General features: G+C 69.1%; 29 protein-coding genes. 8 read left to right on the forward strand and 21 right to left on the reverse strand.

Features of this window, described 5'->3' with window-relative positions; translation table 11 throughout:
• Positions 1-92: 92 nt before the first annotated feature.
• The 8 genes from ACFVBH_RS05175 to ACFVBH_RS05210 all read right to left on the reverse strand — a co-directional run bounded on the left by ACFVBH_RS05175 (position 93) and on the right by ACFVBH_RS05210 (position 7,946).
• Positions 93-656: a dihydrofolate reductase family protein gene (locus ACFVBH_RS05175; RefSeq protein ID WP_378999939.1), complete on the reverse strand. Its 564-nt coding sequence runs from the start codon at positions 654-656 to the stop codon at positions 93-95.
• 122 nt (positions 657-778) lie between these two features.
• Entirely contained in the window at positions 779-1,606 is an 828-nt protein-coding gene (locus ACFVBH_RS05180) for an SDR family NAD(P)-dependent oxidoreductase (protein WP_378999941.1), read from the reverse strand.
• Complete coding sequence (locus tag ACFVBH_RS05185; RefSeq protein ID WP_378999943.1) at positions 1,603-2,421, reverse strand: alpha/beta fold hydrolase; 819 nt, start codon at positions 2,419-2,421, stop codon at positions 1,603-1,605. The genes ACFVBH_RS05180 and ACFVBH_RS05185 overlap by 4 nt, the downstream gene beginning before the upstream one ends.
• Positions 2,402-3,892: an AMP-binding protein gene (locus tag ACFVBH_RS05190; RefSeq protein WP_378999945.1), complete on the reverse strand. Its 1,491-nt coding sequence runs from the start codon at positions 3,890-3,892 to the stop codon at positions 2,402-2,404. The genes ACFVBH_RS05185 and ACFVBH_RS05190 overlap by 20 nt, the downstream gene beginning before the upstream one ends.
• The gene (locus ACFVBH_RS05195) at positions 3,889-4,518 is read right to left on the reverse strand and encodes a TetR/AcrR family transcriptional regulator (RefSeq protein WP_378999947.1); all 630 of its coding nucleotides are present in this window, start codon (positions 4,516-4,518) and stop codon (positions 3,889-3,891) included. Before ACFVBH_RS05195 ends, ACFVBH_RS05190 begins: the two co-directional genes overlap by 4 nt.
• Before the next feature lie 44 nt (positions 4,519-4,562).
• On the reverse strand, positions 4,563-5,597 hold the full coding sequence (locus ACFVBH_RS05200) for an alpha/beta hydrolase family esterase (RefSeq protein ID WP_378999950.1): 1,035 nt from the start codon (positions 5,595-5,597) through the stop codon (positions 4,563-4,565).
• Positions 5,594-6,961, reverse strand: coding sequence for a spinster family MFS transporter (locus ACFVBH_RS05205; RefSeq protein ID WP_378999953.1), 1,368 nt, complete (start codon positions 6,959-6,961; stop codon positions 5,594-5,596). The genes ACFVBH_RS05200 and ACFVBH_RS05205 overlap by 4 nt, the downstream gene beginning before the upstream one ends.
• 118 nt (positions 6,962-7,079) lie before the next feature.
• Positions 7,080-7,946 carry an alpha/beta fold hydrolase gene (locus tag ACFVBH_RS05210; protein WP_378999955.1) on the reverse strand — a complete coding sequence of 289 codons (867 nt, stop codon included), beginning with the start codon at positions 7,944-7,946 and terminating at the stop codon, positions 7,080-7,082.
• Between the two features lie 98 nt (positions 7,947-8,044).
• Here ACFVBH_RS05210 and ACFVBH_RS05215 point away from each other — a divergent pair, with 98 nt between their 5' ends.
• Entirely contained in the window at positions 8,045-8,461 is a 417-nt protein-coding gene (locus ACFVBH_RS05215) for a winged helix-turn-helix transcriptional regulator (protein WP_378999957.1), read from the forward strand.
• 79 nt (positions 8,462-8,540) lie between these two features.
• Entirely contained in the window at positions 8,541-8,918 is a 378-nt protein-coding gene (locus tag ACFVBH_RS05220; RefSeq protein WP_378999959.1) for a VOC family protein, read from the forward strand.
• A gap of 5 nt (positions 8,919-8,923) precedes the next feature.
• On the opposite strand, the gene ACFVBH_RS05225 is transcribed toward ACFVBH_RS05220, so the two are convergent.
• The gene (locus ACFVBH_RS05225; RefSeq protein WP_378999961.1) at positions 8,924-9,682 is read right to left on the reverse strand and encodes a trypsin-like serine peptidase; all 759 of its coding nucleotides are present in this window, start codon (positions 9,680-9,682) and stop codon (positions 8,924-8,926) included.
• A gap of 262 nt (positions 9,683-9,944) precedes the next feature.
• Here ACFVBH_RS05225 and ACFVBH_RS05230 point away from each other — a divergent pair, with 262 nt between their 5' ends.
• Positions 9,945-10,535: a hypothetical protein gene (locus ACFVBH_RS05230; protein ID WP_378999963.1), complete on the forward strand. Its 591-nt coding sequence runs from the start codon at positions 9,945-9,947 to the stop codon at positions 10,533-10,535.
• Between the two features lie 113 nt (positions 10,536-10,648).
• Here ACFVBH_RS05230 and ACFVBH_RS05235 read toward each other — a convergent pair whose 3' ends face one another.
• Positions 10,649-12,490: a VWA domain-containing protein gene (locus tag ACFVBH_RS05235; RefSeq protein ID WP_378999966.1), complete on the reverse strand. Its 1,842-nt coding sequence runs from the start codon at positions 12,488-12,490 to the stop codon at positions 10,649-10,651.
• 236 nt (positions 12,491-12,726) lie between these two features.
• A complete protein-coding gene (locus tag ACFVBH_RS05240; RefSeq protein WP_354988808.1) occupies positions 12,727-12,921 on the reverse strand; it encodes a DUF4236 domain-containing protein in 195 nt (64 codons plus the stop codon).
• Between the two features lie 227 nt (positions 12,922-13,148).
• On the opposite strand from ACFVBH_RS05240, the gene ACFVBH_RS05245 reads away from it, so the two are divergent.
• Entirely contained in the window at positions 13,149-13,997 is an 849-nt protein-coding gene (locus ACFVBH_RS05245; RefSeq protein WP_378999968.1) for an LLM class flavin-dependent oxidoreductase, read from the forward strand.
• Between the two features lie 94 nt (positions 13,998-14,091).
• Entirely contained in the window at positions 14,092-14,526 is a 435-nt protein-coding gene (locus tag ACFVBH_RS05250) for a DUF6924 domain-containing protein (protein ID WP_378999970.1), read from the forward strand.
• On the opposite strand, the gene ACFVBH_RS05255 is transcribed toward ACFVBH_RS05250, so the two are convergent.
• The gene (locus ACFVBH_RS05255) at positions 14,499-15,449 is read right to left on the reverse strand and encodes a hypothetical protein (protein WP_378999972.1); all 951 of its coding nucleotides are present in this window, start codon (positions 15,447-15,449) and stop codon (positions 14,499-14,501) included. The two genes, ACFVBH_RS05250 and ACFVBH_RS05255, sit on opposite strands and share 28 nt — an antisense overlap.
• A gap of 173 nt (positions 15,450-15,622) precedes the next feature.
• Between ACFVBH_RS05255 and ACFVBH_RS05260 the strand changes: the two genes are divergently transcribed.
• On the forward strand, positions 15,623-16,624 hold the full coding sequence (locus ACFVBH_RS05260; RefSeq protein WP_378999974.1) for a metallophosphoesterase family protein: 1,002 nt from the start codon (positions 15,623-15,625) through the stop codon (positions 16,622-16,624).
• A gap of 40 nt (positions 16,625-16,664) precedes the next feature.
• Here ACFVBH_RS05260 and ACFVBH_RS05265 read toward each other — a convergent pair whose 3' ends face one another.
• Positions 16,665-17,195, reverse strand: a complete 531-nt coding sequence (locus tag ACFVBH_RS05265; protein ID WP_378999976.1) for a dihydrofolate reductase family protein — start codon at positions 17,193-17,195, stop codon at positions 16,665-16,667.
• Entirely contained in the window at positions 17,192-17,773 is a 582-nt protein-coding gene (locus ACFVBH_RS05270) for a TetR/AcrR family transcriptional regulator (protein WP_378999978.1), read from the reverse strand. The genes ACFVBH_RS05265 and ACFVBH_RS05270 overlap by 4 nt, the downstream gene beginning before the upstream one ends.
• Positions 17,774-17,911: 138 nt before the next feature.
• Here ACFVBH_RS05270 and ACFVBH_RS05275 point away from each other — a divergent pair, with 138 nt between their 5' ends.
• Positions 17,912-18,367: a hypothetical protein gene (locus ACFVBH_RS05275; RefSeq protein WP_378999980.1), complete on the forward strand. Its 456-nt coding sequence runs from the start codon at positions 17,912-17,914 to the stop codon at positions 18,365-18,367.
• A 31-nt stretch (positions 18,368-18,398) separates the two neighbouring features.
• Here ACFVBH_RS05275 and ACFVBH_RS05280 read toward each other — a convergent pair whose 3' ends face one another.
• From ACFVBH_RS05280 to ACFVBH_RS05295, 4 genes are all read right to left on the reverse strand, one after another.
• The gene (locus ACFVBH_RS05280) at positions 18,399-19,082 is read right to left on the reverse strand and encodes an SMI1/KNR4 family protein (protein WP_378999982.1); all 684 of its coding nucleotides are present in this window, start codon (positions 19,080-19,082) and stop codon (positions 18,399-18,401) included.
• Between the two features lie 54 nt (positions 19,083-19,136).
• Positions 19,137-19,736 carry a hypothetical protein gene (locus ACFVBH_RS05285; RefSeq protein ID WP_378999985.1) on the reverse strand — a complete coding sequence of 200 codons (600 nt, stop codon included), beginning with the start codon at positions 19,734-19,736 and terminating at the stop codon, positions 19,137-19,139.
• A 171-nt stretch (positions 19,737-19,907) separates the two neighbouring features.
• Positions 19,908-20,063, reverse strand: a complete 156-nt coding sequence (locus tag ACFVBH_RS05290) for a hypothetical protein (protein WP_354988817.1) — start codon at positions 20,061-20,063, stop codon at positions 19,908-19,910.
• Positions 20,064-20,167: 104 nt separating this feature from the next.
• The gene (locus ACFVBH_RS05295; protein ID WP_354988818.1) at positions 20,168-20,503 is read right to left on the reverse strand and encodes a hypothetical protein; all 336 of its coding nucleotides are present in this window, start codon (positions 20,501-20,503) and stop codon (positions 20,168-20,170) included.
• 169 nt (positions 20,504-20,672) lie between these two features.
• Here ACFVBH_RS05295 and ACFVBH_RS05300 point away from each other — a divergent pair, with 169 nt between their 5' ends.
• Positions 20,673-22,151 carry an SDR family oxidoreductase gene (locus ACFVBH_RS05300; protein WP_378999988.1) on the forward strand — a complete coding sequence of 493 codons (1,479 nt, stop codon included), beginning with the start codon at positions 20,673-20,675 and terminating at the stop codon, positions 22,149-22,151.
• Positions 22,152-22,371: 220 nt separating this feature from the next.
• On the opposite strand, the gene ruvB is transcribed toward ACFVBH_RS05300, so the two are convergent.
• From ruvB to ruvC, 3 genes are read right to left on the reverse strand one after another with little or no spacing between them, the layout of a single operon-like run.
• Positions 22,372-23,505 (reverse strand): Holliday junction branch migration DNA helicase RuvB, encoded by a 1,134-nt coding sequence (gene ruvB, locus ACFVBH_RS05305; RefSeq protein WP_354988820.1) that lies wholly within the window; start codon positions 23,503-23,505, stop codon positions 22,372-22,374.
• A 6-nt stretch (positions 23,506-23,511) separates the two neighbouring features.
• Positions 23,512-24,117, reverse strand: coding sequence for a Holliday junction branch migration protein RuvA (gene ruvA / locus ACFVBH_RS05310; RefSeq protein WP_354988821.1), 606 nt, complete (start codon positions 24,115-24,117; stop codon positions 23,512-23,514).
• On the reverse strand, positions 24,114-24,683 hold the full coding sequence (gene ruvC / locus ACFVBH_RS05315; protein ID WP_354988851.1) for a crossover junction endodeoxyribonuclease RuvC: 570 nt from the start codon (positions 24,681-24,683) through the stop codon (positions 24,114-24,116). The genes ruvA and ruvC overlap by 4 nt, the downstream gene beginning before the upstream one ends.
• Positions 24,684-24,707 lie beyond the last annotated feature (24 nt).

Raw genomic sequence — 24,707 nt, forward strand, 5'->3', positions numbered from 1 at the left:
GTTGGGAGCGTGCACGACCCGGGACCGGAAACAGGCGACCGGTCAGGCGGGGTCAGCACCCGGCCTTGGACTCGGCCGGGAGAAATCTCCGGTCAGCGCCTGGTTTCGTACCTGGCCAGCAGGACGCCGCCGGGGAACGTCCGGGTCTCCACCAAGTTCAGGTTCACCCAGTTGTCCACGGGGGCGAAAAACGGTGTGCCCGAACCGATCAGCACGGGGTGGGTGACAACCGTGTACTCGTCGATCAGCCCCGCGCGCATGGCCGCACCGGCGAGGGTGGCCCCGGCGATGTCCATGGGCGGGCCGTCCTCGGCCTTGAGGCGCGTGATCTCGGCGACCGCGTCGCCGGTGACCAGGCGGGCGTTCCCGTCGACCGCCTCGATCGTCGAGGAGAACACGACCTTCGGCATGTCCCGCCAGCGGCGGGAGTACTCGATGTGCGCCGGTGTCGCGCCGGGCTGCTGATCGGCGGTCGGCCAGTGCGCGTTCATGCCCTCCCACAGTCGGCGGCCGTACAGCGCCAGCCCCGTCGACCCGACCCGGTCGGACCAGAACCCGAACAGCTCGTCACCCGAGGTGCCCCAGCTCAGATCGTCTCCGGGCGCGGCGACGTAGCCGTCCAGACTGAGGTTCATGCCGAAGGTCAGTTTTCGCACAGCGTCACACTCCCGTGAGTCGGTATTCGATGTACAGACCCAACCCATACCGCGCCCGAGGCGTTCATGGCGCGCCACCACCGCTGGACGGGTTGGTCGCCCCACGACCACCGTAGGTGTTGTCAGCCCTCCCAGCCGCCACCGCAGACCAGGGTCTGGCCGGTGATGTAATCGGACTCCGGCGCGCACAGCAGATACACCGCGCCCGCCGCCTCGGCGGGCGTACCCGGGCGGCCCAGCGGGATGAGCGCCGCCGCCGCGTCGAGCACCTCGGGATTCACACCGACCGCGATCGTGCGACCCTCGACCTCGATCGAGGCCGATCCCCCGGCCGCAGCGTCGGTCAGTCGGGTCGAAACCAGGCCGAAGGCAACGGAATTCACGGTGACGTTGTAGCGCCCCCATTCCCGCGCCAGCGTGCGGGACAGGCCCGTCACCCCGGCCTTGGCCGAGGCGTAGCCCGCCTGGCCCGGGTTGCCGGCCAGACCCGCGACCGAGGAGATGTTGACGACCTTGCGACAGCGCGCGACACCGCCGGCCGCGATCTCCGCCTTCGCCGCCGCCGAGATCACCGGCTGCGCGGCGCGCAGGATCCGGAACGGCGCCGCGAGGTGCACGTCGAGCATGGCGGCGAACTGCTCGTCGGTGGTCTTCTGCACCACGCTGTCCCAGGTGTACCCGGCGTTGTTGACGATGATGTCGAGTCCGCCGAAGTTCTCGACCGCGGCGGCGACGAACTGTTCGGCGAAACCGGGCTCGGTGACGCTGCCCGGATGGGCCACCGCCGCACCCCCTGCGGCACAAATGGTTTCGACGGTCTCGCGGGCCGGGATCGGGTCGAGATCGTTCACCACGACCCGCGCGCCCTCGGCGGCGAGTTTGAGCGCGATCTCGCGGCCGATGCCGCGGCCGGAGCCGGTGACGACGGCCGTCCGGTTCTGCAACTTCACGTTCTGTCTTTCTGTGTCAGATCAGCCAGGAACGCCAGCACATCGACGTTGGCGCGCGCACCGACGTCGACGGGGTAGTTGTGGCCTGCGCCTTCGTAAGTGACGAGTCGAGCGTTGGGCAGCGTCTGCGCCAGCCGCACCCCGGCGGCGTACGGCACCGCCTCGTCGGCGGTGCCGTGCAGCACGAGCGCGGGCGGTGTCAGGGCCGCGACCTTGCCGGGGGTCATGTCGTACCCGGCGATGGCGAGGTCCTGGGCGTAGACCCCGCGCGCGGAGAAACGCATCCGGCCGAGCACGTCCAGATCGCGCTCGATTGCCTCGGGGGTGGCCAGCGGACCATAGAATCGCTTGCGCAGCAAGGGTTTCAGGAGGCGGACGGGCACGCGGTACTTCAACTGCCTGGCCAGGAATCCCGGGGGCGACGGCAGCGGATACTCGGGGCTGCGCATAGCGGTGCAGCCCAGCACCATCGAGCGCACCCGTTCGGGCGCGTCGTGAGCCAGTTGCAGGACGATCCCGCCGCCCATGCTCACGCCGTAGAGGTGCGCGTCGGAGACACCGGCCGCGTCCATCACCGCGCGGACGTCGGCGGCCAGATCGGTGACGGTCGCGGTGCTCGTGGCCCCGCTGGCGCCGGTGCCGCGGTTGTCGAACCAGATCACGCGATAGTGCTCGGCCAGCGCCGGAATCGCCGGGTACCACATGTCACCGGAGAACAGGTGACCCATGACCAGCACCACCGGTTCCCCCGAACCCCGTTCCTCCCAGTGCAGTCGGACACGCCCGGTGGGGGTGTCACTGATCGCGAACGGCATTGTTCACCCCCTCGAGCCGCTGGGCGCGCAACGCCGAGCGGCGCACTTTGCCCGCGTCGTCGCGCAGCGGATGGTCGACGACTTCGAGGCTGCGCGGCAGCTTGTACGGCGAGAGCCGCTCGCGGAGAAACGCCACGACCGTGTCGAGTTCGAGCCGCACCGTCGACTGCACGATGGCGTGCGGCGCCGCCCCGAGATCCTCGTGCGGCAGCCCGATGACACACGCGTCGGCGATGTCGGGGTGTTCGGCGAGGGCGGCTTCGACCTCGGCGGGATAGACGTTGGACCCGCCCACGAGCACGACGTCGGTGTTGCGATCGGTGAGGTACAGGTAGCCGTGCTCGTCGAGGCTGCCGAGGTCGCCCAGCGACTCCCAGCCGCCCACGCGGGTGCGGGCTTCGCCGCCGAGATAGCTGTAGGCGGGCGGAGCGTCCGCGCCGCGGCGCACCCACACCTCACCCACCTCGCCGGGCCGCAGGGCGACGCCGTCCGGGCCGAGCACGGTGACCTCGCCGACCACCGCGCGCCCGACCGAGCCGGGATGCTCGAGCCAGTCGTCGCCGATGATGGCGGTGGCGGCCTGCGCCTCGGTGCCGGCGTAGACCTCCAGAATCCGCTCACCGCCGAGCCAGTCGATCCACGCGCGCTTGAGCCAGGCCGGGCACGGCGCGGCCATGTGCACCACCAGGTCCAGGGCCGAGAGATCGTACGAGTCACGGACTTCGGGGTCCAGCCGCCAGATGCGCTGCATCATCGTCGGCACGGCGTAGAGCCATTGCACCCGGTGGGATGCCAAGTCGTCCAACAGCTTCCGAGCGTCGAAGCGACCCTGCAGCACGACGTGCGAACCGCGCAGCAGCGCCAGGGCCGCGAACATGAAGGGCGCGTTGTGATGGAGCGGACCGGGCACGGCCACGACGCCCGCGGCGGGTATGCCGAGCACGTCGGCGAACCCGACGACCTCATCGAGCACCGCGGCGTTACCGGCCACGACCACCTTCGGCCGGCCGGTGCTGCCACCCGAGGCGGGAGCCTTCCACGCGGGAGAGACGCACGGCGGCAACGGATCCGCGGACTCGGTCGCGTCCGCCGTCGAGGGAAGGCGCACCCGGTTCGCGGCGACCGGTCCCGCGTCGCCGGGCAGCCCGACCACGCCGGCCGGATCCACCACCTCGACGATCGCGTCCAGCTCCGACGGCGTCAGGCGCGACGACAGGGGCTGCGGCACCGCGCCGAGCTTCCAGGCCGCGAACGCCGCGGTCAGGAACGCCGGGGAGTTGTCGAGCATGATCGAGACGTACGCGCCGGGGGTCACGCCCAGCCGGGTCCACGCGCGGGCCAGTCGATTACTGTCACGATCCAGTTCGGACCAGGTGCTGGTGTCCGCACCGCAGGTCACGGCGGGGGCATCCGGGCGCTCCGCCGCGTGGGCGGCGAGCACATCACCGAATGTCGTTGCGGCGGTCGTCATTTCCTACTTCTTTCGGTCCCGAGTCGCGTGGCCAGCCCACCGGTGATGAAGTCGCGGTAGAGCGCGACGACCTCCCGCTTGGGAACATCGGGGTTGGCGAGCCACCAGCGGCCGAGCTGTTCGCCGACGCCGCTGATGGCGTAGGCGAACGGGGTGTCGATCGCGTCGCCGCCGGAGAAGTGCGCGACCATCTCGGCGATGCGCCCGATCGTGTGCCTGCGCAGCTCGGCGAGCTGCTCGGTGAACTCGGGCGCGAGGGCGGCGCTCGGGTTGAACAGCACCATCCAGCGGCGCGGGTCGCGCTCGAGCAGGTCGAAGAAGATCTCGCCCGCGCGCTGCATCACGATGTCGAGCCCCGCGCCTGCCTCGATGAGCACCTCGGGTTCACGGACGCGGTACTCCATTTCGGCCCGCGCGCGGCGTGCGCATTCGAGGAAGATCGCGTCCTTGCTCTGGTAGTGCGAATAGACGACCGGGCGGGTCACCCCCGCCTCGCGGGCGATGTCCTCGATCGAGGTGCCCTCGAAGCCGCGGGTGGCGAACAGGTGCTCGGCGATATCGAGCAGCTGGGCCGCGCGGGCTTCGCGGGACATGCGGGTGCGTCGCTGGGGTGCCGGAGTCTCCACGCCGGTCAGTCTGCCCGACGGCGGTGCGCAGTCGAGGCGGGTGATCACGGCATGCTCCGGGTTTTCGCCCAGTCCCACCACAGGGTGGCGAGATCGGGGCCCTGGTTGTCGACGAGCGGTCCCGAGCCGGTGCCGGGCCAGCGGTGGCCCATGCCGGACACCATGATGTAGTCGATCAGCGAGGTGTCGCCACCGGCGGCGTAGTACTTCGAGTACGTGTACGGGTGCCGGTCCGGATCATTCACCTGCACAACCGATTCCGGCACGTCATCGACCGGGCCGTCGAGTCCGCCGCTGATCGCGAGGTCATCGATCGCCGCCCAGTGGGTGATCAGGCGCGTGGCGAAATTCGGGGTCACGGTGGTGTCGCGGTCGCCCTGGACCACCATCATCGGCACCGGGCGGGCGCGCGGTCCCATTTCGGCGATCGCCCGCTGGGCGGTGTCGACGGGGCCGAGATCGACCGGGTTCAGCTTGCCGGCCGCGTCCACGCCCGCCTCGTTGATTTTGTACTCCGCGCCCGCCATCGACATCGCGGTGGCGTAGACGTCGGGGTAGGTGACCGCCATGATCACCGCGACGCCCGCACCGGACGAGGCGCCGAGAACGTGCACCCGCGAGCGGTCGGCGCCGAACTCGGTGATCACCTGTTCGGTGAGACCTGCGATCAGCGCGGGCTCGCCTTCGCCGCGCCGCTGATGGGCGGCGTTGTCGCCGTTCCAGCAGTTCAGGCGCACGCCGCGGAGCAGATCCTGCGAGGGGTAGACCACCAGGAAGCCCTCCCGGTCGGCGAGCGCGTTGAGATTGGTCATGTCCCGCATCGAGTTCGGGCCGTAGCCCGTCATCCCGCACCCGTGCACCGCGACGACCACGGGCAGTGCGCGCCCGGGCTCGTGGCCGGGCGGGACGTGAACCTGGTAGCTCACCGCGCCCGCCGCCCCGGTGAAGACCGCGACGCGGTCGTAGCCGACGGCCTCGGGCGCGGCGTTGGCGGTGGTCGCGCCCGCGAGCGCGACGGCGAGTGCGGCCGCGAAGCCCGTGCGGGCCAGGGTGATTCGCAGGGAGTGCGGGTTCTTCATCGCGATACCTCCGGTTGCGCCGCCCTACGGCGGTCGCGCTCGATAGTGGTCATTGCGCCGGCGATGCCGAGCGCGCACAGCAGGCAGGACAGGGGAAGCAGCCAGGCCATGCTCGTATGCAGGCCGAGTGCCGACGCGGTGATGTCGGCGGTGGCGGTGGCACGGTCGGCGAAGTACTCCGACAGCGCGCCGGTCAGGACGGGGCCGAACGCGCCGCCGAGTAGATAGAACGCGCCGAAGTAGATCGCCACGGCGGAGGCGCGCCGACGCTCCTCGACGATCTCCGAGACGGCGGGCAGCGCGACGGGCTGCACCATGTTGATGAACATCGAAGCGAGCGAGAGCAAGACGATGAACGCGACCGCGCCGGACGGTGACAGGCCGAACGCCGCCCAGGCCAGGGGGGCCGCGACGGCCATACCGATGGCGGCCACCGCGAGGCGGGCGACCGACGAGCGGCGGCGCGCTCGATCGGCGATCGGTCCCGCGATCAGCAGGCCGACCAGGCCCGCGACGCCCATCACCAGGCCCGCGCCCACCCCGGCCGCGGACAGGCTCAATCCGAAGTAGCGCTGCAACAACGGAACCAGGAACGTCGCGACCGAGTAGCTGCTGATCTGCAGGCCGATTCCGGCCAGGATCAGCCACCACATCGTCGGTATGCGCAGCAGCGATCGGATCGCCCCGCCGCCGCGGTCCTGCTCGAGCTGCTCCGCGGTCGGCCGCGGCCGCTCGGGCATCGGCACGATCAGCAGCAGCGCGGCGACCACGAGGCCCGGAATCGCGGCCACGTAGAACGGTATTCGCCAGGAGTCGAACGCCTCGACCAGCGGGCCCGTGGTGAAGAACGCGAGCAGCAGGCCCACCGGCAGCCCGAGCTGCAGCACCGCCGTTGCCCGCGAACGCTTGTCGACCGGGAACATGTCGAAGACGGTGGCATTGGCGGCGGGGGCGTACGACGCCTCGCCGACGCCGACGCCGAGCCGGAAGATCAGCAGCGACGCGAAACTCCAGGCCCCGCCGCTGGCCGCGGTGAGAACGCTCCACAGCACGAGGCCACCGGCCATGATCACCCGGCGCGAGCGGCGGTCCGCCATTCGCCCGAGCACTATGCCCGCGAGGGCGTAGACCACGGTGAAACCGCTCATCAGCACACCGAGTTGGGTGTCGCTGAGCGCGAATTCGGCCTTGATGTCCTCGGCGACGATCGTCGGCAGGGCACGGTCGTAGAAGTTCAACACGTTGGCCACCGCGAGCAACCCCACGAGTCGCCAGGCATAGGGCGGGATGCCGGGTGGCGCGTTCCCGCCGGCCGGTGCGTCGCCGGCCGGGTCGTGCGATGGATCGGTCCTACTGATCGGCATGGGGTCCTTCGAGCTGCCGCGTGACTGGCGTCACTCTAACTATACAGCGCGTAACTATAAGTATACGAGGTGTAACCGTCAAGAGTGGTGCGTGAGCAGCGGCGATCCCGCGACGCGATCAGGCGGGTAGCCCGGCCAGGAAGGGCAGCAGGAGGCCGAGCAGTTCGCGCGGCCGGTCCAGCGGGATGATGTGACCGCAGTCCGGAATGACATGTCCCGCAAGGTCATCGGTGATCGGGCGCAGCTGTCGCTCCAGGGCGTCACCGACCGGGTGCGCACCGATCGCGAGGGTGGGCACGGTGAGCCGGCCGGCCGCGGCGAGCTCGAGCTGGCGGGCGCTGGCCGGCAGGTCCCGGTAGTAGGAGAAGGCGCAGCGCAGGGCGTCGTCTTCGGTGTAGGCCGCGACGAACGCGGCGTGGATGTCCGGCCGGACGCCACGGCCGCGGGTGCCGGTGGCGAGGAACCAGTCGATGTACCGGGCTTCGTTGCCGCGCAGGACCGTTTCGGCGAGTCCGGGGACGGCGTGGAATCCGAACCACCACGGCGGGCCCGCGGCCAGGAAATCTTCGGCGCCGGGAAGCCTGCCCAGCAGTGCCTCCATGACCACCAGCCGTCGGACCCGGCCGGGACGGCGCAGGGCGAGCAGGACCGCGACCGGCGTGCCGGCGTCGATCGCGACCACGGCCGCGGTGGGTTCGCCGAGCGCATCGAGGATTCCGGCGATGTCCTCGGCCAGTGCGCCGGCGTCGTAGCCGTCCGGGGCGCGGGTGCTCGCGCCGAAGCCGCGCAGGTCGGGGGCGATGACCCGGTAGTGCTCGGCCAGCGGGCCGATGATCTCGGTCCACAGTCGCCACGTGTGCGGAAAGCCGTGCAGCAGAACGATCGCGGGGCCGGAGCCGGCGAGAGCGACATTGGCGGTGATGCCGTTCGTCTCGATCCCGCGCAGCTCGATCGGGGTGACGGTGGGTGCTGACGTGTGCGGCATGGGACCTCCCTGTCGGTTACCATCGGTTACCAGGAAACGGTAGGTAACGTCTGCCGGGCCGTGAAGAAGGCACTTTCACGACAGGTGGTGAGGTCCAGGTGACCACTCGATCGGCGCACGCCCACACGCCCGCGCGCGGTGATCTGTTCGACGCGCAGTGTCCGACCCGGCAGTTGCTGGACCGGATCGGCACGAAATGGACCTCGATGGCGGTCAAGGTCCTCGCGCAGGCCGCGCCGGATGAGATTCGGTTCGCCGAACTGCGGCGGCGGATGCCCGGGGTATCGCAGAAGATGCTGTCGGTGACCCTGCAGAGTATGGTCCGGGACGGTCTGGTCGTGCGCCGGGTCGAGCCGACCGTGCCGCCCCGCGTGCACTATCGACTCACCGAACTGGGCCTGTCCCTGGAGATTCCGCTGGCCGCCCTGCGCACCTGGGCCGAGAATCATATGGCCGCCATCGACCACGCCAACGCCGTCAACGACGCGGCGGCCGAGCCGTCCGCAACCGAGTAGCGCTCCCCCGAAGCCCGATCGGAGGACAGCATCGATCAGCGTCCGGTTTAGCCGACTTCAGATCGGCAACCCTCTGATCATGATCGGAACGCTTCGTTCGATTGTCCTGGACTGCAAACATCCCGCAGAGCTCGCACGCTTCTACCGCAAACTGCTCGGCGGCACGGTGGAGGACGCCGATGAGACGTGGTCGGTGCTGACCGACCCCGCTGGCAGGCGGTTCGCATTCCAGCTCGCGCCCGACCACAAGCCGCCGCTGTTCCCCGATCCGCAGGGCTCCCAGCAATTCCATCTCGACATCGAAGTGGGCGACATCGACATCGCGCAGCCGGACGTGTTGCGACTCGGCGCGACCCGCGTATCGGACGCGGTGGGCGAGGACCGCTTTCGCGTGTTCCGGGATCCGGCGGGCCACACGTTCTGCCTGGTGTGGGGCAAGACCACCGGCGACAGCTGAACCGTTCAGCAGCCGTTCGCGGTGAAACCTATGGGCAGTACATCGCCGCGCCCGCCGGCCGCCGCCCGATCGAGCAGCGCCTGGATCGCGGGACCGTACGGGGTCCCGTACTCCACCTCGGCGCAGCCGCCCTGCTCGTGCCCGCCGGTCACGCCGACCAGGTGACCGTCCTGAACCCAGGGGCCGCCGCTGGTGCCGTCGCCGAAACCGGCGCAGTCCAGGGCTATTCCGTCCGCCCCGGCGGCCAGGGGCGCGGTGCAGGTGATCGGGCGGCTGCCCGGACCCAGCGGGTACCCGCTGACGGTGACGGGCACACCGGCGCGCGGCGCGGCGACCGGCAGGCCGGGCACCACGTCCTCGATCTTCTTGCCCGCACGCGGGGCGACCCGCAGGACCGCGATGTCGCGGGCGGGATCGAACGAGCGCGACCAGGCGGGGTCGATGTACATGTCGGTCACCGTCCACACGCCCGCCGGGAGTTCGGCGTCGCGCAGCAGCGGCGCGAACTCGATGAGTGCGCCGGGGCCGAACACACAGTGCGCGGCGGTCACGACCAGATCGCGCGACGGCGAGGCCACCACGGCCCCCGAGCAGAAGTGCGGGCCGCCCAGGCGCGGGACCACGCCGAAAGCGCTGGGGTAGAACAGGGCTCCGGCGGCGGGGACCGAGTTGGCGGGGGTTGCCACCGGGCCCTGCGCCCACGCCGCGTGCGGGGCCGCGAAGCCGACGAGAACACCGCACAGGACGGCCACTATGTGTCGCATCACAGGGAGGGTAGCGAAGGGCGCGCCGATCGTGAAGCTCCGAAGCGCCTGCCGCCCCGGATTTCTCGCATGGTGACCACCGCGATTCGTGATTCGCGCCGAATCGGGGTGCTCGGCACGGCGGGGCCCGGACCGGCCGGTCGCCGCCGATCGACACGTTTGCCGCGGGGAAGCCTCGGGTATCGCAGCGCCGAACGTGGTGTGCGGCAGATTTATCCGGCCCGTCGCGCATCGGAGACACGGCATGGAAGTGGTGGTGGCAGTGAGTGAGACCGACACGGACTCGCGATTCGAGAACGAGACGTTGCACATCGGGCGCTGGCGGGAGACCGCCGAGCCGGGTTCCGGCGATCCGGCACTGCTGACCGAGGTACCCGAGCAGTACAACGTCGTGATCGTCTCCGGCGAGCGCGGGCACGACGCCATTCCCGATTTCCGCCCGGCGCGGTTCTCCCGCCAGGAGTTTCGCGCACAGGTCGACGCCCTCCACGAGCAGGGCCGCACCGTCCTGCTCGCGATCGGCGGACCGGACGCCCGCGTCGACCTGCGCGACGGTCAGGAAGAGGCGCTGTTCGAACGGCTCATCGAGCTGACCGATGACTTCGGGTTCGACGGGGTCGTGCTCGAACTGGCGCAGTCCGCCGCCCGGGCCGGCGACAATCGGATCGTCATCCCCGCCGCGCTCAAGGCCACGCGGTTGCACCACAGCGCCGAAGGTCGCGCGTTCCGTATCGGATTGACGGCGGGAGCCGGGGACGCGGGCTCCGCGGCCGAGGGCGATCTGCCGTTCGGCGAGGAGCTCGAGGGCCACTACGACTTCGTCGCGCGGGATGGTCACGTCGAGCGCGCATAGGCTCGGCGGTCCGGCGTAGGCGCTCGGTTTCGGCGCTCGATGGTCGGGTGTCGGCGCGCGACCGGCCGTCCCGCGAACCGCTGCGAGACAGCCGATCACGGTGTGACGCTCGATCAGCCGCGCCGCCGGAGGATTGCCACGCCGATCGCCGCGACCGACACGAGAATCGCCGCGCCAACGCCGAGCAGGATCACCGTGTTCGAGCTTCCGGGCGCGGCGGTGTCGCTCGGACCGGCGGCGTCCGCTGCCGCAGGCGCGCCGGTCCTGTCGGCCGGCATGGCGTCGGCGGCTCCCGCCTCGTAGACCGGGCCCGGCTCGGGATTCCCGGCCAGGGTCAGCGTCAAGCGGACCGGGACCGGCCGCTCATCCCCCGCCGTCGCGGGCGGGCCCACCTTGATCGCGATGTAGTACCAGCCGGCGAGGGCTTCCTGCCGCAGTCGCGCGGTCGAGGCGGTGCGATTGGCATATCGGATCGGCACCGTGGCCATCACCTTGCCCGAAAGCGGTAGCGACACATCCTTTCCCGTGTAGACGTGGGTGTCGAAGTCGACCTCCGCGCCGACCGGGGAGTACAGCGCGGTCGCGATATTGGAAGTGGCTTCGGTGCCCGAACCGCCGTTGCCGGTGAAATCGACCCGGTACGCCAGGCCCTGTCCCCAGTCGGCGCGCACCCGGTAGAACACGAACTCGCCGGGTTGCAGAGTGTCGGTGTAGTGCCCGCTCCCGTCCAGGGTGGCGGCCGCTGCCAGGGATGCGCCGCCGGTGACCGGCTGATCCGGGCCGCCGGAATCGGTGAGCGCGGTCGGCTCCGAACTCGGGGCCGGGCCGGGATCGGTCACGCCGTGCTCGACGCCGATCAGCAATTCCAGGGGCAGCCGCTGCGGCAGGCCGTCGGAGGTTCTGTCCCAGGTGATTTCGAAGTAGTAGCGTCCCGCGCCCCGGCAGCCGCCGCTGCCCTTCTCCTGCGCGCCCCGGAAGGTCGAGCTCACCGACAGCGTGACGCCGTCGCTCGAGCGGGAGGCCTGATCGGTCTCGAAGACGTTGCAGTCCTTGCCGTTCGCGTCGTAGACCCGGATCTGCACGGTGTTGAAATCGTCGAGAACGTTGATGTCCGGCAACCGCGGGAACGACATCAGCCCCGTGAAATAGACCGTCCCACCGGCCGGCGCGTCCACGCCGTAATACCGCTTCTCGCGCTGGCCGATGGTGTCCAGGTAGTGACCGGCCGCCGCGACGGGTGCGGTGCGGTAGGCGTCGGTGCCGACGATCGGGGTGCCCGAGGCCGCGTAATTGCGCAGCGCCGCACCGGTGACCCGGGGCAGGATCCGCTCCAGCGCGGCCCCGTCCGCGGCGTCGGCGTAGGTTCCGCCGGTCACCTGGGCCATGCAGCTCAGCTGCGCCCGGGCCTTCTCGTCCACCGCGAACCCGATCGAATGCACGACCAGGTCCACGCCCTGCTGCTTCAATTCCCGTGCCACGTCACAGGGTTCGGGCGGGGCACAGGTGTCGTCGCCGTCCGACACGAGCACGATCGACCGCGGTCCCGAATCCGGCAGGGCCGCGGCCGCCTCCCGCAACGACACGCCCATCGGCGTCCACCCGCGCGCCTGCACCCCGTCCACGGCTCCGGTCAGGGCACCCCGGTCCAGCTTCCCCGGCTGCTGCAACACCCGCACGTCCCGGCACCCGGCCGCGCGCTCGGCCTCGTCGTTGCCGGTCCCGGCCCCGTAAACAGCCAGGCCCACCGTGGATTCGGCCGGAGCGGATTCGACGAACCCCCGCACGGCCCGCTTGGCCGAGTCCATCATCGTCCCGCCACGGTCGGGCCGCTGCATCGACCCCGACGCGTCCAGCACGATCATGGTCGGCGCGTACCCCGCCCCGCCGGGGTTCGCGAACCCGGCCGGCGGCACCACCCCCGGCGACAGCAACGCGACGGCGACGGCGGTGAACAACCCGGCAATTCTGGACGTTCTCGACATGATCCTCTTCGAGCGCTCGGCAAATCTGCCCACCGAACGTACCCACATCGAGGCCACTCGAAGACGGGCGCACCGGGTCGCCAGGTTCTACCGGGTCCGAGAATCATTCCACCGCTGCACAATTCGGTGTGAACGGCGCATTTGCGCCACCGCTCCGGCGTGGATCACCCGGACGGCGCCGGGTTGCCGTACAACGAATTGCCGAGCGGTCAGCCCTTGCGGCGGCGGGTGCGGCGCCAGCCGAAGGGGCCGGGCAGGTCCATGGAGGTGGTTTCGCGGCCGGTGGTGCTGGTGGTGTAGCGGGGGCCGCTGCGGCCGCCGGTGGTGAGGGACAGGGATCCCTTGTTGATGTTGAGGCGGACGCCGGGGAAGATCTTGAAGCTCTTGCGGAACGTGAAAGGCATTGGAGAGCCTCCTTTCTCGGGGATCGGATACCCGGCGAACGGCAAGTGAATCGCCGGCTTCCGCGCGATACCGGCTTGCGCCGGCGCGGGGTGGCGTGGTTTAGTCGCAATCACTTCAGTTCGGAGCTCCCCGGAAGTACGTCGCAGATGGGAGCCACGCACCTCGGGTCTTCGCGGTGATGAAGGGGCGGCAGTGTATTTGCTGACCCCTCCTGGAGGTATCTCACATGCAGTTCGGTATCGGTCTGCCCATTTCCGCTCCCCACGCCCTGCTCGACTGGGCTCGACGCGCCGAAGCCGGTCCCTTCGCCACGCTCGGCCTGCTCGACCGGCTGGTCTACGACAACCCCGAGCCGCTCACCGCACTCGCCGTGATCGCGGGCGCAACCGACCGCATCCGCGTCCAAACCGAGGTGCTGCTGGCCCCACTGCGGGATCCGGTGCTACTGGCGAAACAGATCGCCACCCTCGATGTCATGTCGGGCGGTCGCCTGACCCTCGGGCTCGGCGTCGGCGGCCGCGCGGACGACCACATCGCCTCCGGCACCGACCTGCGCACCCGCGGCAAGCGCCTGGATCAGAACCTGGAAGTCATGCGCCGCCTCTGGTCGGGCAAGCCGTACGGCGACGACTGCGGTCCCGTCGGCCCCGCCCCGCTCCAGCCCGAAGGTCCTCAGCTCCTGTTCGGCGGCTTCCAGCCCGCCGCGATCGATCGCGTCGGCCGCTGGGGCGGCGGCCTCCTCGCCGCCGCCCCGCCGTCCTGGGCGGGCGGCTTGTTCGATACGGCCCGCGCCTCCTGGAAAGCACACGGCCGCAGCGGTTCCCCGCGCATCGTGGCCCAGGTCAATGTCGCCCTCGGCGCTCCGTCGGTGATCGAGGAGGCCCGCACCACGATGCGCGCCTACTACAGCTTCACCGACCGAGCCGACTTCATGGTGAACGGGATGCTCACCACCCCCGCCGAAATCCGCACCGCGATAACGCAGTTCGACGCTCTCGGCGCGGACGAGGTCGTCTTCTACTGCTACGGAACCGATCCCACCCAGATCGATCGCCTGGCCGACACGATCGCCTGACCCCCGCCACCAATAGTGGTGGCAATGAAATCGACGGCATCCGCGCCGCCCGCTGGGCGGCCGGATTGCCGGCCGATGCCGCTAGATTTCAGGCATGACAGTCCTACCGAACGAATCGGTTCTGGTCCGCACCTGGTTCGGCGACGACAACGCCTGGAAGCGGCTGGTCGAACAGGTCAGAACTCCGAGCGTCGAAGATTTCGTAGCGACGGTGATGTGCGTCGATGACAAGGCTTTTCAGGACCTGTCCCCGGAGGCTCTCACGGCCCTGCAGCCCGACGAGCCGCTGGTCTCGTTCCTGGCCGACGAAGTCACCCTGACCCATCCCGAATTCCCCATCCTCGCCGTCTACGTGGGCGCGGACGAATACGACGAGGAAGAGGGAACGGACACCCGCCCGTTCCGCGTCGTCCCCGGCGCGCTCTGGAGCGTGGAGAACAACATCAACCTCGGAAACATGGGCTGGGACGAGATCTCCGAGGCGGCGGATGCGGACGGGATCTATCGCGGGATGGATTCCGGCGATTGAGCGCCGCGCGGTGTGAACCACCGCAGCGTCTGCGGGAGCAGGATCAGGACGGCGGCCGCCACGGCCGGGCCGACCTGGATCGCGACCTCGAAGAAGAAATCGAGGACCTGCTTGGGGGGTGTTCGATAGTCGCTCCACCCATCCAATTCCGCGATTTCGACCGTCAGTACGCAGCTCACGGCCGCCACGGCTGCCGCGGCCAGGAGGGGCCGGGCAACACGATGGTGTGCGAGCACCGCGAGCGCTCCGCCGCTGAGCAGTGCGACCTGTACGACGCCCAATATCGATTGGGCCAGATCGACCGGGTATGAGTTGGAGCGCGAGGCGATCCCGCCGAGGATGCCCACGCCGGCCCAGAACACACCGAAGAAGGCGGCGACGCCGGCCAGGATCGCGGGTGCCACCGGATCCGCTTGCGGGACAGAACTATTGGAATAGACGCGAGGTGGAAACCACGTCACGCCCGGTGGGACGAACCATTCGCGCAGCAGCGGCCTGGTGACCATTACCACGACGGCCACCGGCAGGATCGATCCGACCGCCGCCCCGATGACCCTGCTCTCCACACCGGGATTGATCACCTGGTTGTAGTCCAGCCACTCGAACAGCTCTTCGCAAATGTTGGCCACCACGGCGATCGGTGCCGCGATCAACACGAGCACCCGCACGGTGCTGCGATGCCGGCACAGCGCCGTCATCGCCCAGCAGAGCAGCACGATCAGCGCCAGCGACAACGGAATCGCCACCTTGGCCCCGATGGCAACCCAGTCGATGCCATGGGACCGAAGATGAACTCCGGTCCGAAGCGCGTCGTACCCCTCCACCAGGTTGTGGACGGCGTTGAGCGTTCCCACCGCGGAGACAGCGCCGATGGCGTACACGAGCCGCCGCGGATCGTCCGGCTGCGGCACATGCGAAAACATCGGCTGGTTCATACGCTCCCCCTCAACGACGTCCTCTCCCCCGAGAACGATGTCGACCCTAACCAATTCGCAGAAAAGGCACGAACCAATACCCGGATCATCAAGGCGATCAGCCTCCTCGGCGGCGCGAAACTCGATTGCCCGGCGGCGTGCGCCGCTCTAGCGTCTGCCCGATGCGGACCGTCATCATCGGCGACATTCACGGCTGTTTCGACGAGTTGGGCGAGCTGGTCGCGAAAGTCGAGTTGGGCGTGGACGACCTGCTTGTCGGTGTGGGGGATCTGGTCGATCGTGGGCCGCAGCCGCTAGAGGTCGTGGACTTCTTTCGGGGGCGGCCGAATTCTGTTGCGCTGATGGGTAATCACGAGCGCAAGCATGTGCGTGGGATCTTCTCGTATGCGCAGGAGATCACGCGGTTGCAGGCCGGTGCGGGTTACGACGAGATGGTCGCGTGGATGACCGGGCTGCCGTATTTCTTCGAGAACGAGCACGTTCGGGTCGTGCACGCGGCCATGGTTCCGGGCATACCGCTGGGCGAGCAGAGGGAAGAGATCCTGTGCGGGTCGACGCGGGGCGAGCGCGAACTCAGGGACCATTTCCCCGGGAGCTATTGGCACGAGCACTACACCGATTCCAAACCGGTCGTGTTCGGTCACCACGTCACCGGCGACGCGCCCCTGGTCCGCGACGGCCGGGTCGTGAGCCTGGACACCGGAGCCTGCCACGGCGGCTACCTGACCGCGCTTTCCCTGCCGGACTTCACCTTCCACGCGGTGCGGGCCCACACGGATCACTGGTCGCACGTGAAAGGACACTGGCAGCTACCGGTCCTGAGGACCAAGCCTTGGACCGACTACTCCTGGCAGGAACTCGACGAAGCGATCACCCGGTACTCCAGAACCCCCGACCCGGCCGCTCGCGTCTGGCTGACGTCGATCGAGCACTGGGCCGCGGACCTCCGGTCGTGCATGCCCGCACTGGTCGAGTCCGCCTACGCGACCGCCGCCGAACTCGACCCCGCCCACATACGACATCACCCCGCCGCCATGTTCCTGTTCCAAACCCGCGGCGGCAAACTCGATCTCGCGAGCCTCGGCCGCCAATGCACCACCCCGCGCAGAACGATCGCCCTCGCGGCGGCATTGCGTCTCGATGTCCCCGCCATGCCGCACTAACGCGGCCCTTCGCTGATCCGGGCCGGTCACCGTGGTTGCTCTACTTCTCCACCGTGTACTTCAACTGAGCGAACCCGTGGCCGAGGTCGGTGGTCGACTCCAGGTGCAGCGCAACATCTTCGGGCAGGTCACCGAACAGGCGGTGGCCGCCGCCGATCAGGACCGGGGCGAGGCTGATCACCAGGCGATCCACGCGGCCCGCGCGGAGGAAGCTCTGGATCAGGCGGCCGCCGTCGGGGTAGACGTGGTCGATTCCGCGGGCGTCGAGGTCCGCCACGAGGGTGTCCAGATCGCGGTGGACGGTGATGCGGGGATCGGCGTCCAGGGGCAGGGTCGTGCTCAGCACCGCGACGTAGCGATCGCCGAAATGCCAGTTCTCCGTGCCGAAGCCGAGCATTGTTTCGTAGGTCTTGCGGCCCATCGCCACGGCATCGACCGTCGCGAAGAACTCCTGATAGCCCAGATCGCCGGCTTTCTCGCCCCGCGAGGTCAGCCACTCGATGTCGTCGTCCATCCGGGCGATGTACCCGTCGAGGCTGGTGCCGATGAAAACGGTTGCGGTGAAACTCATTCAACTCTCCTGAACAGATGATCCAGATCAGAACGAAGCAGTTCGGCCGGGTCGCCGTCGCCGGTCAACGCCCATCGCAGCAGGGATCCGTCGGTGGTGATCTTCACGGCCCGGGCGAGCTGGGCGACGTCCACATCGGCCGGAAGCTCTTCTTGCGCAATCGCTTCGGCGAGCAACTCCCGAAGCTCCGCATCGACGGCACGGGTATGCGCGACCGCGTGCACCCGGAACTCCGGATCGGACAGATCGAGCTGCAACATCCCGAGGTGGTTGGCCAGCACGTCCGGGGTGGCCATCATCCGAGCCACCCCCTCGGCCACCGCGTACAACGCCGCCAGCGGCGACGCGAACTCCGCCCGCGCCCGCCGATACGGCTCCCCCGCGCCCGACGCCGCATCCGCGGCGAACGCCAGCAACAACCCCCGCTTGGACCCGAACCGCTGCACCAGGGTGGCCGGCGACACCCCCGCCTCCGCCCCCACCTGCGCGAGCGTCAACTTCCCGGGACCGTGCATCCCGATCGCCCGCCCGGCGGCGGCGAGAATATCGACGTCGCTGGTAGATCGTGGTCGTGGCACAGCACCCTCCCTTCGAACGAACCAATCCTCGTTTATAAATGATCGTTCATTTATTAATACTCCCAGATCCCGCCGAACGCAACGGGCACCGATTGAATGCACGATCCGCCACCCGCATCCGTGACCTAGCATTCTGATGTGTTCATCCCCGGCATCGGCGCGTTCGTGCCCGTCCCCGCCCCGGACGGCCAGGCCATGTGGTCGCCCCGGAGCGAGGTGACCAGCACCCTGTTCCGCGCGCCGATCGAGGTGAACGTCATCCTCTCCCCCGGCGAATCCCCGAACACGCCCCTCATCACCGAGATCCTCGCCGACATCGACGATCACCTCTCGGCCGCCTTACGGTTCCTGCACCGCGCCCTGCTGTCGAACCCCTCGACATTCGGCCTCACGGACAACGAGGCAACCCGCTACCACCGCTTCGATCCCACCTCGTTCCCGGTGGACCACCCCCAACTGACCTTCTACGCCGACTCCGAGTGGCTGATCCGCTTCGCCGAAGGCACGTTCCCGATCTGCGACCCCTACGGCGTGGGGGTCACCTTCGCTGACACCACGCCCGTCCGCGTCGAGGACTTCAGCGACTGCGACTAGGCGAAGCGCACATCGCGAGCAGACGAAGTCGTCAATCACGGCGCTGCGGCTCGAACCTGTCGTGCAGGGCGTTGAAAAACGAGCTTCTCGGCTCGCCGAACCACGGGAGCGGATCCCGGTCGTCGTCGTCCTCGACGATCTCGGTCGCCGGCCAGGCGCCGCTGGCCACCTCGGCGAGGAGGAACTCCAGGAGGTCCGTGTAGGTCGGAGCGCAGAGGTGGTGGCACTCCTCGTTGCGGCCGAAATTGATTATCTGACCCGGGGTTCCGGCCGGGCCGGGGTCGAAGTCCAAGCCGATGTAGTCGGGGCGGGTGGGGTCCGACCAGAGGGGGATCCAGCCCGGGGAGGAGTACAGGGGTTTGATCTTGCCTTGGGCAGCGGGATAGACCATGCCGGACGACTGGAGAGATTGGGTGGCCGGGTCGTCCTTGACGCTGTCCCAGAGCTGCCAGGTGCGGCGAATCTCACGGGTGGACATGAACACCAGCGTCGGAATGCACGGGACGCCGTGATCGTAATCACCTACCGCAGAATCGATCTGACCGTTGTGCACACTCAGCACCGCCGCGACCTCTGCGGGAAGCGGGCGGCCGATCGCCCGCTCCAGCATCGCCAATTGGCGGGGGCGCGCGGGGCCCGCGAGATTCTCGTACGCCAGGGGAACGTTATCTCGCAGCCAGGCCACGTAATCGTTGAACACATCGAGCGCACGCACCGGCCCAAGCTAGCAAGACCGGCCCGCATCATCTTGGACTGCGGGCGAATTCCGCTACCGAACACCCTCCAGTGCCGCGGCCACCGTTTCCTCCACCGCCCGTTGCGCCTGCGCCGCGCCGCCCGGATGCACGTAGTAGTTCACCGATAACAGGTCCGCGCCGAGGCGCACCACCGCCGACGCGTACGCGGTCCCGCCGCCGTCGACGGTGGACACCGCGCATGCTTCGTCGCCGAACGCCGTAGTGGCGCTGAACTTCCCGCCCATCGCGGTCGCACGGCACAGATCCGCCAAATAGGCTGCGGCGCGTTCGGACCCCGTATCCCAGTTCACCTGGCCGTGCCGTAGCAGCCGCACGTGTAGCGAACCGTACATCTCCGAACCGCTGCCGCCACGTGCCGAGACGTAATCGCAGGCCGCCCCGGGCCCTGACGAATAGTTCGCGTCCGCCAGCGGAACAGCTTCGGGCACAAGCTTTTCGAACAGCGAAGTCCCCACCGCCGCACACAGGTCGGGTGGCGCCGCCGCGGCCGGGCGCGCCCGCTCCACCGCCGCCACGACCTTCACGTAGATACCCAGCGCCGCGAACACCAGCACCACCACGGCCACCGCCCACAGCAGTCGCCGGCGAAATGTCGATTCGCGCACAGCCATACCGCTCCTCGTCCGTCGAAGCACCACCGTGAGACCCCGGCGCCGCAGCCCGCGCCCGCACGCAGCCTACTCGGGCGCGACCGCCCCGAACGCACCGAAAACACCTCCGCCGGACACGAATCGGGGCCGCTCAGCCAAAGCTGAGCGGCCCCGATTCAGAGCTGCTACGGGTTAGAAGTAGTGGCTGCGTCCACCGACCCGACGGCCCGTCGAACCCAACAGCACCAGTACCGCCCCGACAACCACCAGCACGATGCCGATCGTCGTCAGAATCGGGATCCCCAGCAGAATGCCGGCCAGGAGCAGGATCAAACCGAGAATGACCATAACCACTACCTCCGTGTTCTCCGCACCCCGTAGATCCGGGTGCCTGACCACGCAATAGCCGAGGCGGTGGAAGTCAAACGGTCTATGCCCCAGATATTTTGCCGCTACTTCTTGGGGATGACGATCCCGCTCAGATCCGCGTTGCGAATCGGGGTGTCGGGATTGGCCTGCGCCCGGCACATCAGGTCGATCGCGGTGATCGCCGGGCCGACCACATCGCCGTTGGGCGAGGACGTGGCGACCTCGGTGTCCTTGTCCAGATACTTCTTGACGGTCACCCGCTGCTTCTCGCTGTCCTGGGACAGGAACTCGCTACACGGGGTGTCGCCGCCCTTGTTCACCACTTCCTCGGCCTTGTCACAGCCGGTGGTGAGCAGCGCTGTCGCCAGCAGGCCCGCCAGCGCCGCGCCGGTGACCGCACGATGGGTTCGGGATCGCATCAACGTCCTCCAGGGTGAGTGTTTTACGGAACTCTCCGAGACCTACCCGTTCACGCCACATCTGCACACCGACCCTAGCCACAGGTAGGCGTAGTTTGGGTCCTGCGGGCCAGGGAAATCGCTGTTCGAGACCGAATCGTCGATATTGAACGCGGCTAGGAGGCTACCTGTGCGGTGTGTGGTGCTCGGTGCGACCGGATACATCGGCGGCCGATTGGTCCCCGAACTCCTCGATCAGGGCCATACGGTGCGCGTCCTGGCCCGTAACCCGGGCAAACTAGCCGAGGCCCCGTGGCAGGACCGCGTGGAGATCATGACCGGCGACGTCACCGACGCGGCCGCGGTGACCCGGGCCCTCGAAGACACCGACGTCGTCTACTACCTGGTGCACTCGCTGGTCCGGCGCGACTTCGTCGAGATAGACCGGCAGGCCGCGACCACCGTCGCCACGGCCGCCGCCGCGACCGGCGTGACCCGACTGGTGTATTTGGGCGGCATCAAACCCGACAGCGACCATCTCTCACCCCACCTGTCCTCACGGGTGGAAGTCGGCGAGATCCTGCTCGCCTCCGGCGTCCCCACGGTCGAGTTCCGGGCCGCGGTCATCATCGGATCCGGTTCCGCCAGTTTCGAAATGCTGCGCTACCTGTCCGAACGCCTGCCCGCGATGATCACCCCGCGCTGGGTGCGCAATCGCATTCAGCCGATCGCCATCCGCGACGTCCTGTACTACCTGACCCACGCCGCGACCCTGCCGCCGGAGGTGAACCGCTCCTTCGACATCGGCGGCCCCGACGTCCTGACCTACCTCGACATGCTGCACCGCTACGCCGAGATCGCCGACCTGCCCCACCGCCGCATCGTCCCCGTGCCGATCCTGACCCCCTGGCTCTCGGCGCAGTGGGTCAACCTGGTCACCCCGGTGCCGCGCGCGATCGCGGTGCCGCTGGTGGAATCGCTGATCCACGAGGTCGTCTGCCACGAGCACGACATCGCCGAGTACATCCCCGACCCGCCCGGGGGCCTCATCGTCTTCGAACGCGCGGTGGAACTCGCCCTGACCCGCATCCGCAGTTTCGACGTCACCACCCGCTGGTCCGACGCCGAATACCCCGACGCCCCGTCCGATCCCCTGCCCACCGACCCCGAATGGTCCGGCGGCTCGGTCTACCTCGACTACCGCGAACGCCACACCGACGCCTCACCCGAAGCGGTCTGGCAGGTCATCGAGTCCATCGGCGGCGAACACGGCTGGTACTCGTTCCCGCTCGCCTGGTCGGTCCGCGGCTGGATCGACAAGCTCGCGGGCGGGGTCGGCCTGCGCCGCGGCCGCCGCGACCCGCACCGCCTGCGCACCGGCGAGGCCCTGGACTGGTGGCGCGTGGAATACATCGAACGCCCCCGCCTGCTGCGCCTGCGCGCGGAGATGCGGGTACCCGGCGGCGCGTGGCTGGAGTTGTCCGCCGACCCCGATCCGGACGGCGGCACGCTGTACCGCCAGCGCGCCATCTTCGAGCCGCACGGCCTGTCCGGCCACGCCTATTGGAAGGCGATCGCCCCCTTCCACGGCGTGGTGTTCGGCGGGATGGTCCGCAACATCACCGGCGCGGCGGAAGCGAATCCCGTTCGCGCCGAAGAGAACTCCTAGGATGTCCCAGCAATAACGGCCGTGCCGACCGGATTGCGGGCGCGGCGCGACCGACCCGCGCCGTATACGGGACGACGCCGATTTCGGTCTTCCACACCGCCGACCCGATCGATCGCGACCGATCCGGCGCCGGTCGACAGCCGTGCCGACCGGATTGCGGTCACTCCCACTCACCGGTGCCGGTATGGAGTCGGCGCGGCACGGCGACCGTGCCGACGGCTCACAGCGAGTCGAACAGACCCGGATGTTGTTCCCGGGCACGCACTTCGATCGAACCGAACACCAGATCCGCGGGCGGCACCAGGCCCAGGTGCTCCCACGCGGCCGCGGTCGCCACCCGGCCCCGGGGCGTGCGCGCCACCAAACCCGCTCGGACCAGGAATGGTTCGCAGACCTCTTCCACGGTCGCGGCTTCCTCGCCCACGGCGACAGCCAGCGTCGAGACACCCACCGGACCGCCGTTGAAGCTGCGGATCAGGGCCGAGAGCACCGACCGGTCCAGGCGATCCAGGCCCAGCACATCCACGTCGTACACCGCCAGCGCGGCGTGCGCGATCTCCTTGGTGACCAGACCGTCGGCCTTGACCTCCGCGTAGTCGCGCACACGGCGCAACAACCGGTTCGCGATACGCGGCGTACCGCGCGAGCGCCCGGCGATCTCCGCGGCCGCATCGGATTCCAGTCGAACGCCCAGGATTCGGGCCGACCGCTCCAGAATCAGCTTCAGCTCGGCGGGCTCGTAGAAATCCATGTGGCCGGTGAAACCGAAGCGGTCCCGCAGCGGGCCCGTCAGCGCGCCGGAGCGCGTGGTCGCGCCGACCAGGGTGAACGGCGCGATGTCCAGGGGAATCGAGGTCGCGCCCGGCCCCTTGCCGACCACCACGTCGACGCGGAAATCCTCCATGGCCAGGTACAGCATTTCCTCGGCGGGCCGGGCCATGCGGTGGATCTCGTCGATGAACAGCACATCGCCCTCGACGAGATTGCTGAGCATCGCCGCCAGATCGCCGGCCCGCTCGAGCGCGGGCCCGGAGGTCAGGCGCAGCGCGGTGCCCAGCTCCCCCGCGATGATCATCGCCATACTCGTCTTACCCAGTCCGGGCGGGCCGGACAGCAGCACGTGATCCGGTGTGCCGCCGCGCATCTTGGCCCCGCGCAGCACCAGCGCGAGCTGTTCGCGCACCCGCGGCTGGCCGATGAAATCATCCAGCGACTTGGGGCGCAGGCTCGCCTCTATCTCGCCGTCGGAAGCGAGATAGCTTGCGCTGACCGCTGATTCGGCCGCGTCGGCGTCGATGGGATAGGGCTCGTCCCCGAACTCGCCGGGTTCGAAGTCGTCCGATTCGTCGATCATGGCCTGCTACCGGTTCTTGCCCAGCAGTCCCAGCGCCGCGCGCAGCGTCTGCGAGATACTCAGATCCGGGTCGGTCACCAGAATCGCGTCCACCGCCGGTTCGGCCTGCTTGGCCGGGAAACCGAGGCCGACGAGCGCCTCCACGACCTGTTCGCGCACCGGGGTGACCGGCGCAGCGGCCGCGGATCCGGGCGGACCCGACTGCACCGGAACCAGATCCACCTTGTCGCGCAGTTCCACCACCATGCGCTCGGCCCCGCGCTTGCCGATACCCGGCACCCGGGTCAGCGCCGCCACATTGGATTCGGCCAGGGCCTTGCGCAGCGCCTCGGGCTCGAGCACCGCGAGCACCGCCATGGCGATCTTGGGGCCGACGCCGGACACGCTGAGCAGCAGTCCGAACAGCTCGCGCGACTCGGTGTCGGAGAAACCGAAGAGCGTCATGGAATCCTCGCGCACGATCATGGTCGTGTAGAGCCGCGAATCCTCACCGCGAGTGAGCGTGGATAGCGTGGCGGGAGTGGCGTTGAGCCGGTACCCGACCCCCGCGGCCTCCAGGACCACATGGTCGAGCCCGATCTCGAGCACTTCACCGCGTACCGACGCGATCACCCGGATACCGCCTTTCGTTGCTGGGCAAGCCTTTCCTCGTACATGCGCCGCTGCGCCGCCGCCGCGGCCTCCGCCTTGGCCATGCGCTCGATCAGCGGCGCGCGCCAGCAGTGGCAGATGGCCAGCGCGAGCGCGTCGGCGGCGTCGGCGGGTTTCGGCGCGACCGCCAGCCCGAGGATACGGGTCACCATCGCGGTCACTTGCGCCTTGTCCGCGGTACCGCTGCCGGTGACCGCGGCCTTGACCTCGCTCGGGGTGTGGAAGTGCACCGGAATGCCGCGGCGCGCGGCGGCCAGGGCGATCACGCCGGCCGCCTGCGCGGTGGCCATGGCGGTGCGCACGTTGTGCTGGGAGAACACCCGCTCGATGGCCACGGCCTGCGGCTTGTACCTGTCCATCCACTGCTCGGCGGCATCGGCCACGCCCATCAGGCGTTCGGCGAGATTCATGTCCGGCGGGGTGCGCACCACATCGACGTGAATGGCCTTCACGGTCCGGCCCACTCCGCCCTCGACCATGCTGAGCCCGCACCGGGTGAGCCCGGGGTCGACGCCCATCACCCGCACGACATCCCCTCTCACCACAGACGA

The organism is Nocardia sp. NPDC057668 (assembly GCF_042799795.1).
Taxonomy (GTDB): domain Bacteria; phylum Actinomycetota; class Actinomycetes; order Mycobacteriales; family Mycobacteriaceae; genus Nocardia.

Excerpts from the sequence above, each read along its gene's own strand:
- ACFVBH_RS05185 (WP_378999943.1), bottom strand. The coding sequence starts at position 2,421 with ATGCCGTTCGCGATCAGTGACACCCCCACCGGGCGTGTCCGACTGCAC.
- ACFVBH_RS05190 (WP_378999945.1), bottom strand. The coding sequence starts at position 3,892 with ATGACGACCGCCGCAACGACATTCGGTGATGTGCTCGCCGCCCACGCG.
- ACFVBH_RS05200 (WP_378999950.1), bottom strand. The coding sequence starts at position 5,597 with ATGAAGAACCCGCACTCCCTGCGAATCACCCTGGCCCGCACGGGCTTC.
- ACFVBH_RS05205 (WP_378999953.1), bottom strand. The coding sequence starts at position 6,961 with ATGCCGATCAGTAGGACCGATCCATCGCACGACCCGGCCGGCGACGCA.
- ACFVBH_RS05210 (WP_378999955.1), bottom strand. The coding sequence starts at position 7,946 with ATGCCGCACACGTCAGCACCCACCGTCACCCCGATCGAGCTGCGCGGG.
- ACFVBH_RS05220 (WP_378999959.1), top strand. The coding sequence starts at position 8,541 with ATGATCGGAACGCTTCGTTCGATTGTCCTGGACTGCAAACATCCCGCA.
- ACFVBH_RS05225 (WP_378999961.1), bottom strand. The coding sequence starts at position 9,682 with ATGCGACACATAGTGGCCGTCCTGTGCGGTGTTCTCGTCGGCTTCGCG.
- ACFVBH_RS05240 (WP_354988808.1), bottom strand. The coding sequence starts at position 12,921 with ATGCCTTTCACGTTCCGCAAGAGCTTCAAGATCTTCCCCGGCGTCCGC.
- ACFVBH_RS05245 (WP_378999968.1), top strand. The coding sequence starts at position 13,149 with ATGCAGTTCGGTATCGGTCTGCCCATTTCCGCTCCCCACGCCCTGCTC.
- ACFVBH_RS05250 (WP_378999970.1), top strand. The coding sequence starts at position 14,092 with ATGACAGTCCTACCGAACGAATCGGTTCTGGTCCGCACCTGGTTCGGC.
- ACFVBH_RS05255 (WP_378999972.1), bottom strand. The coding sequence starts at position 15,449 with ATGTTTTCGCATGTGCCGCAGCCGGACGATCCGCGGCGGCTCGTGTAC.
- ACFVBH_RS05260 (WP_378999974.1), top strand. The coding sequence starts at position 15,623 with ATGCGGACCGTCATCATCGGCGACATTCACGGCTGTTTCGACGAGTTG.
- ACFVBH_RS05265 (WP_378999976.1), bottom strand. The coding sequence starts at position 17,195 with ATGAGTTTCACCGCAACCGTTTTCATCGGCACCAGCCTCGACGGGTAC.
- ACFVBH_RS05285 (WP_378999985.1), bottom strand. The coding sequence starts at position 19,736 with ATGGCTGTGCGCGAATCGACATTTCGCCGGCGACTGCTGTGGGCGGTG.
- ACFVBH_RS05290 (WP_354988817.1), bottom strand. The coding sequence starts at position 20,063 with ATGGTCATTCTCGGTTTGATCCTGCTCCTGGCCGGCATTCTGCTGGGG.
- ACFVBH_RS05295 (WP_354988818.1), bottom strand. The coding sequence starts at position 20,503 with ATGCGATCCCGAACCCATCGTGCGGTCACCGGCGCGGCGCTGGCGGGC.
- ruvB (WP_354988820.1), bottom strand. The coding sequence starts at position 23,505 with ATGATCGACGAATCGGACGACTTCGAACCCGGCGAGTTCGGGGACGAG.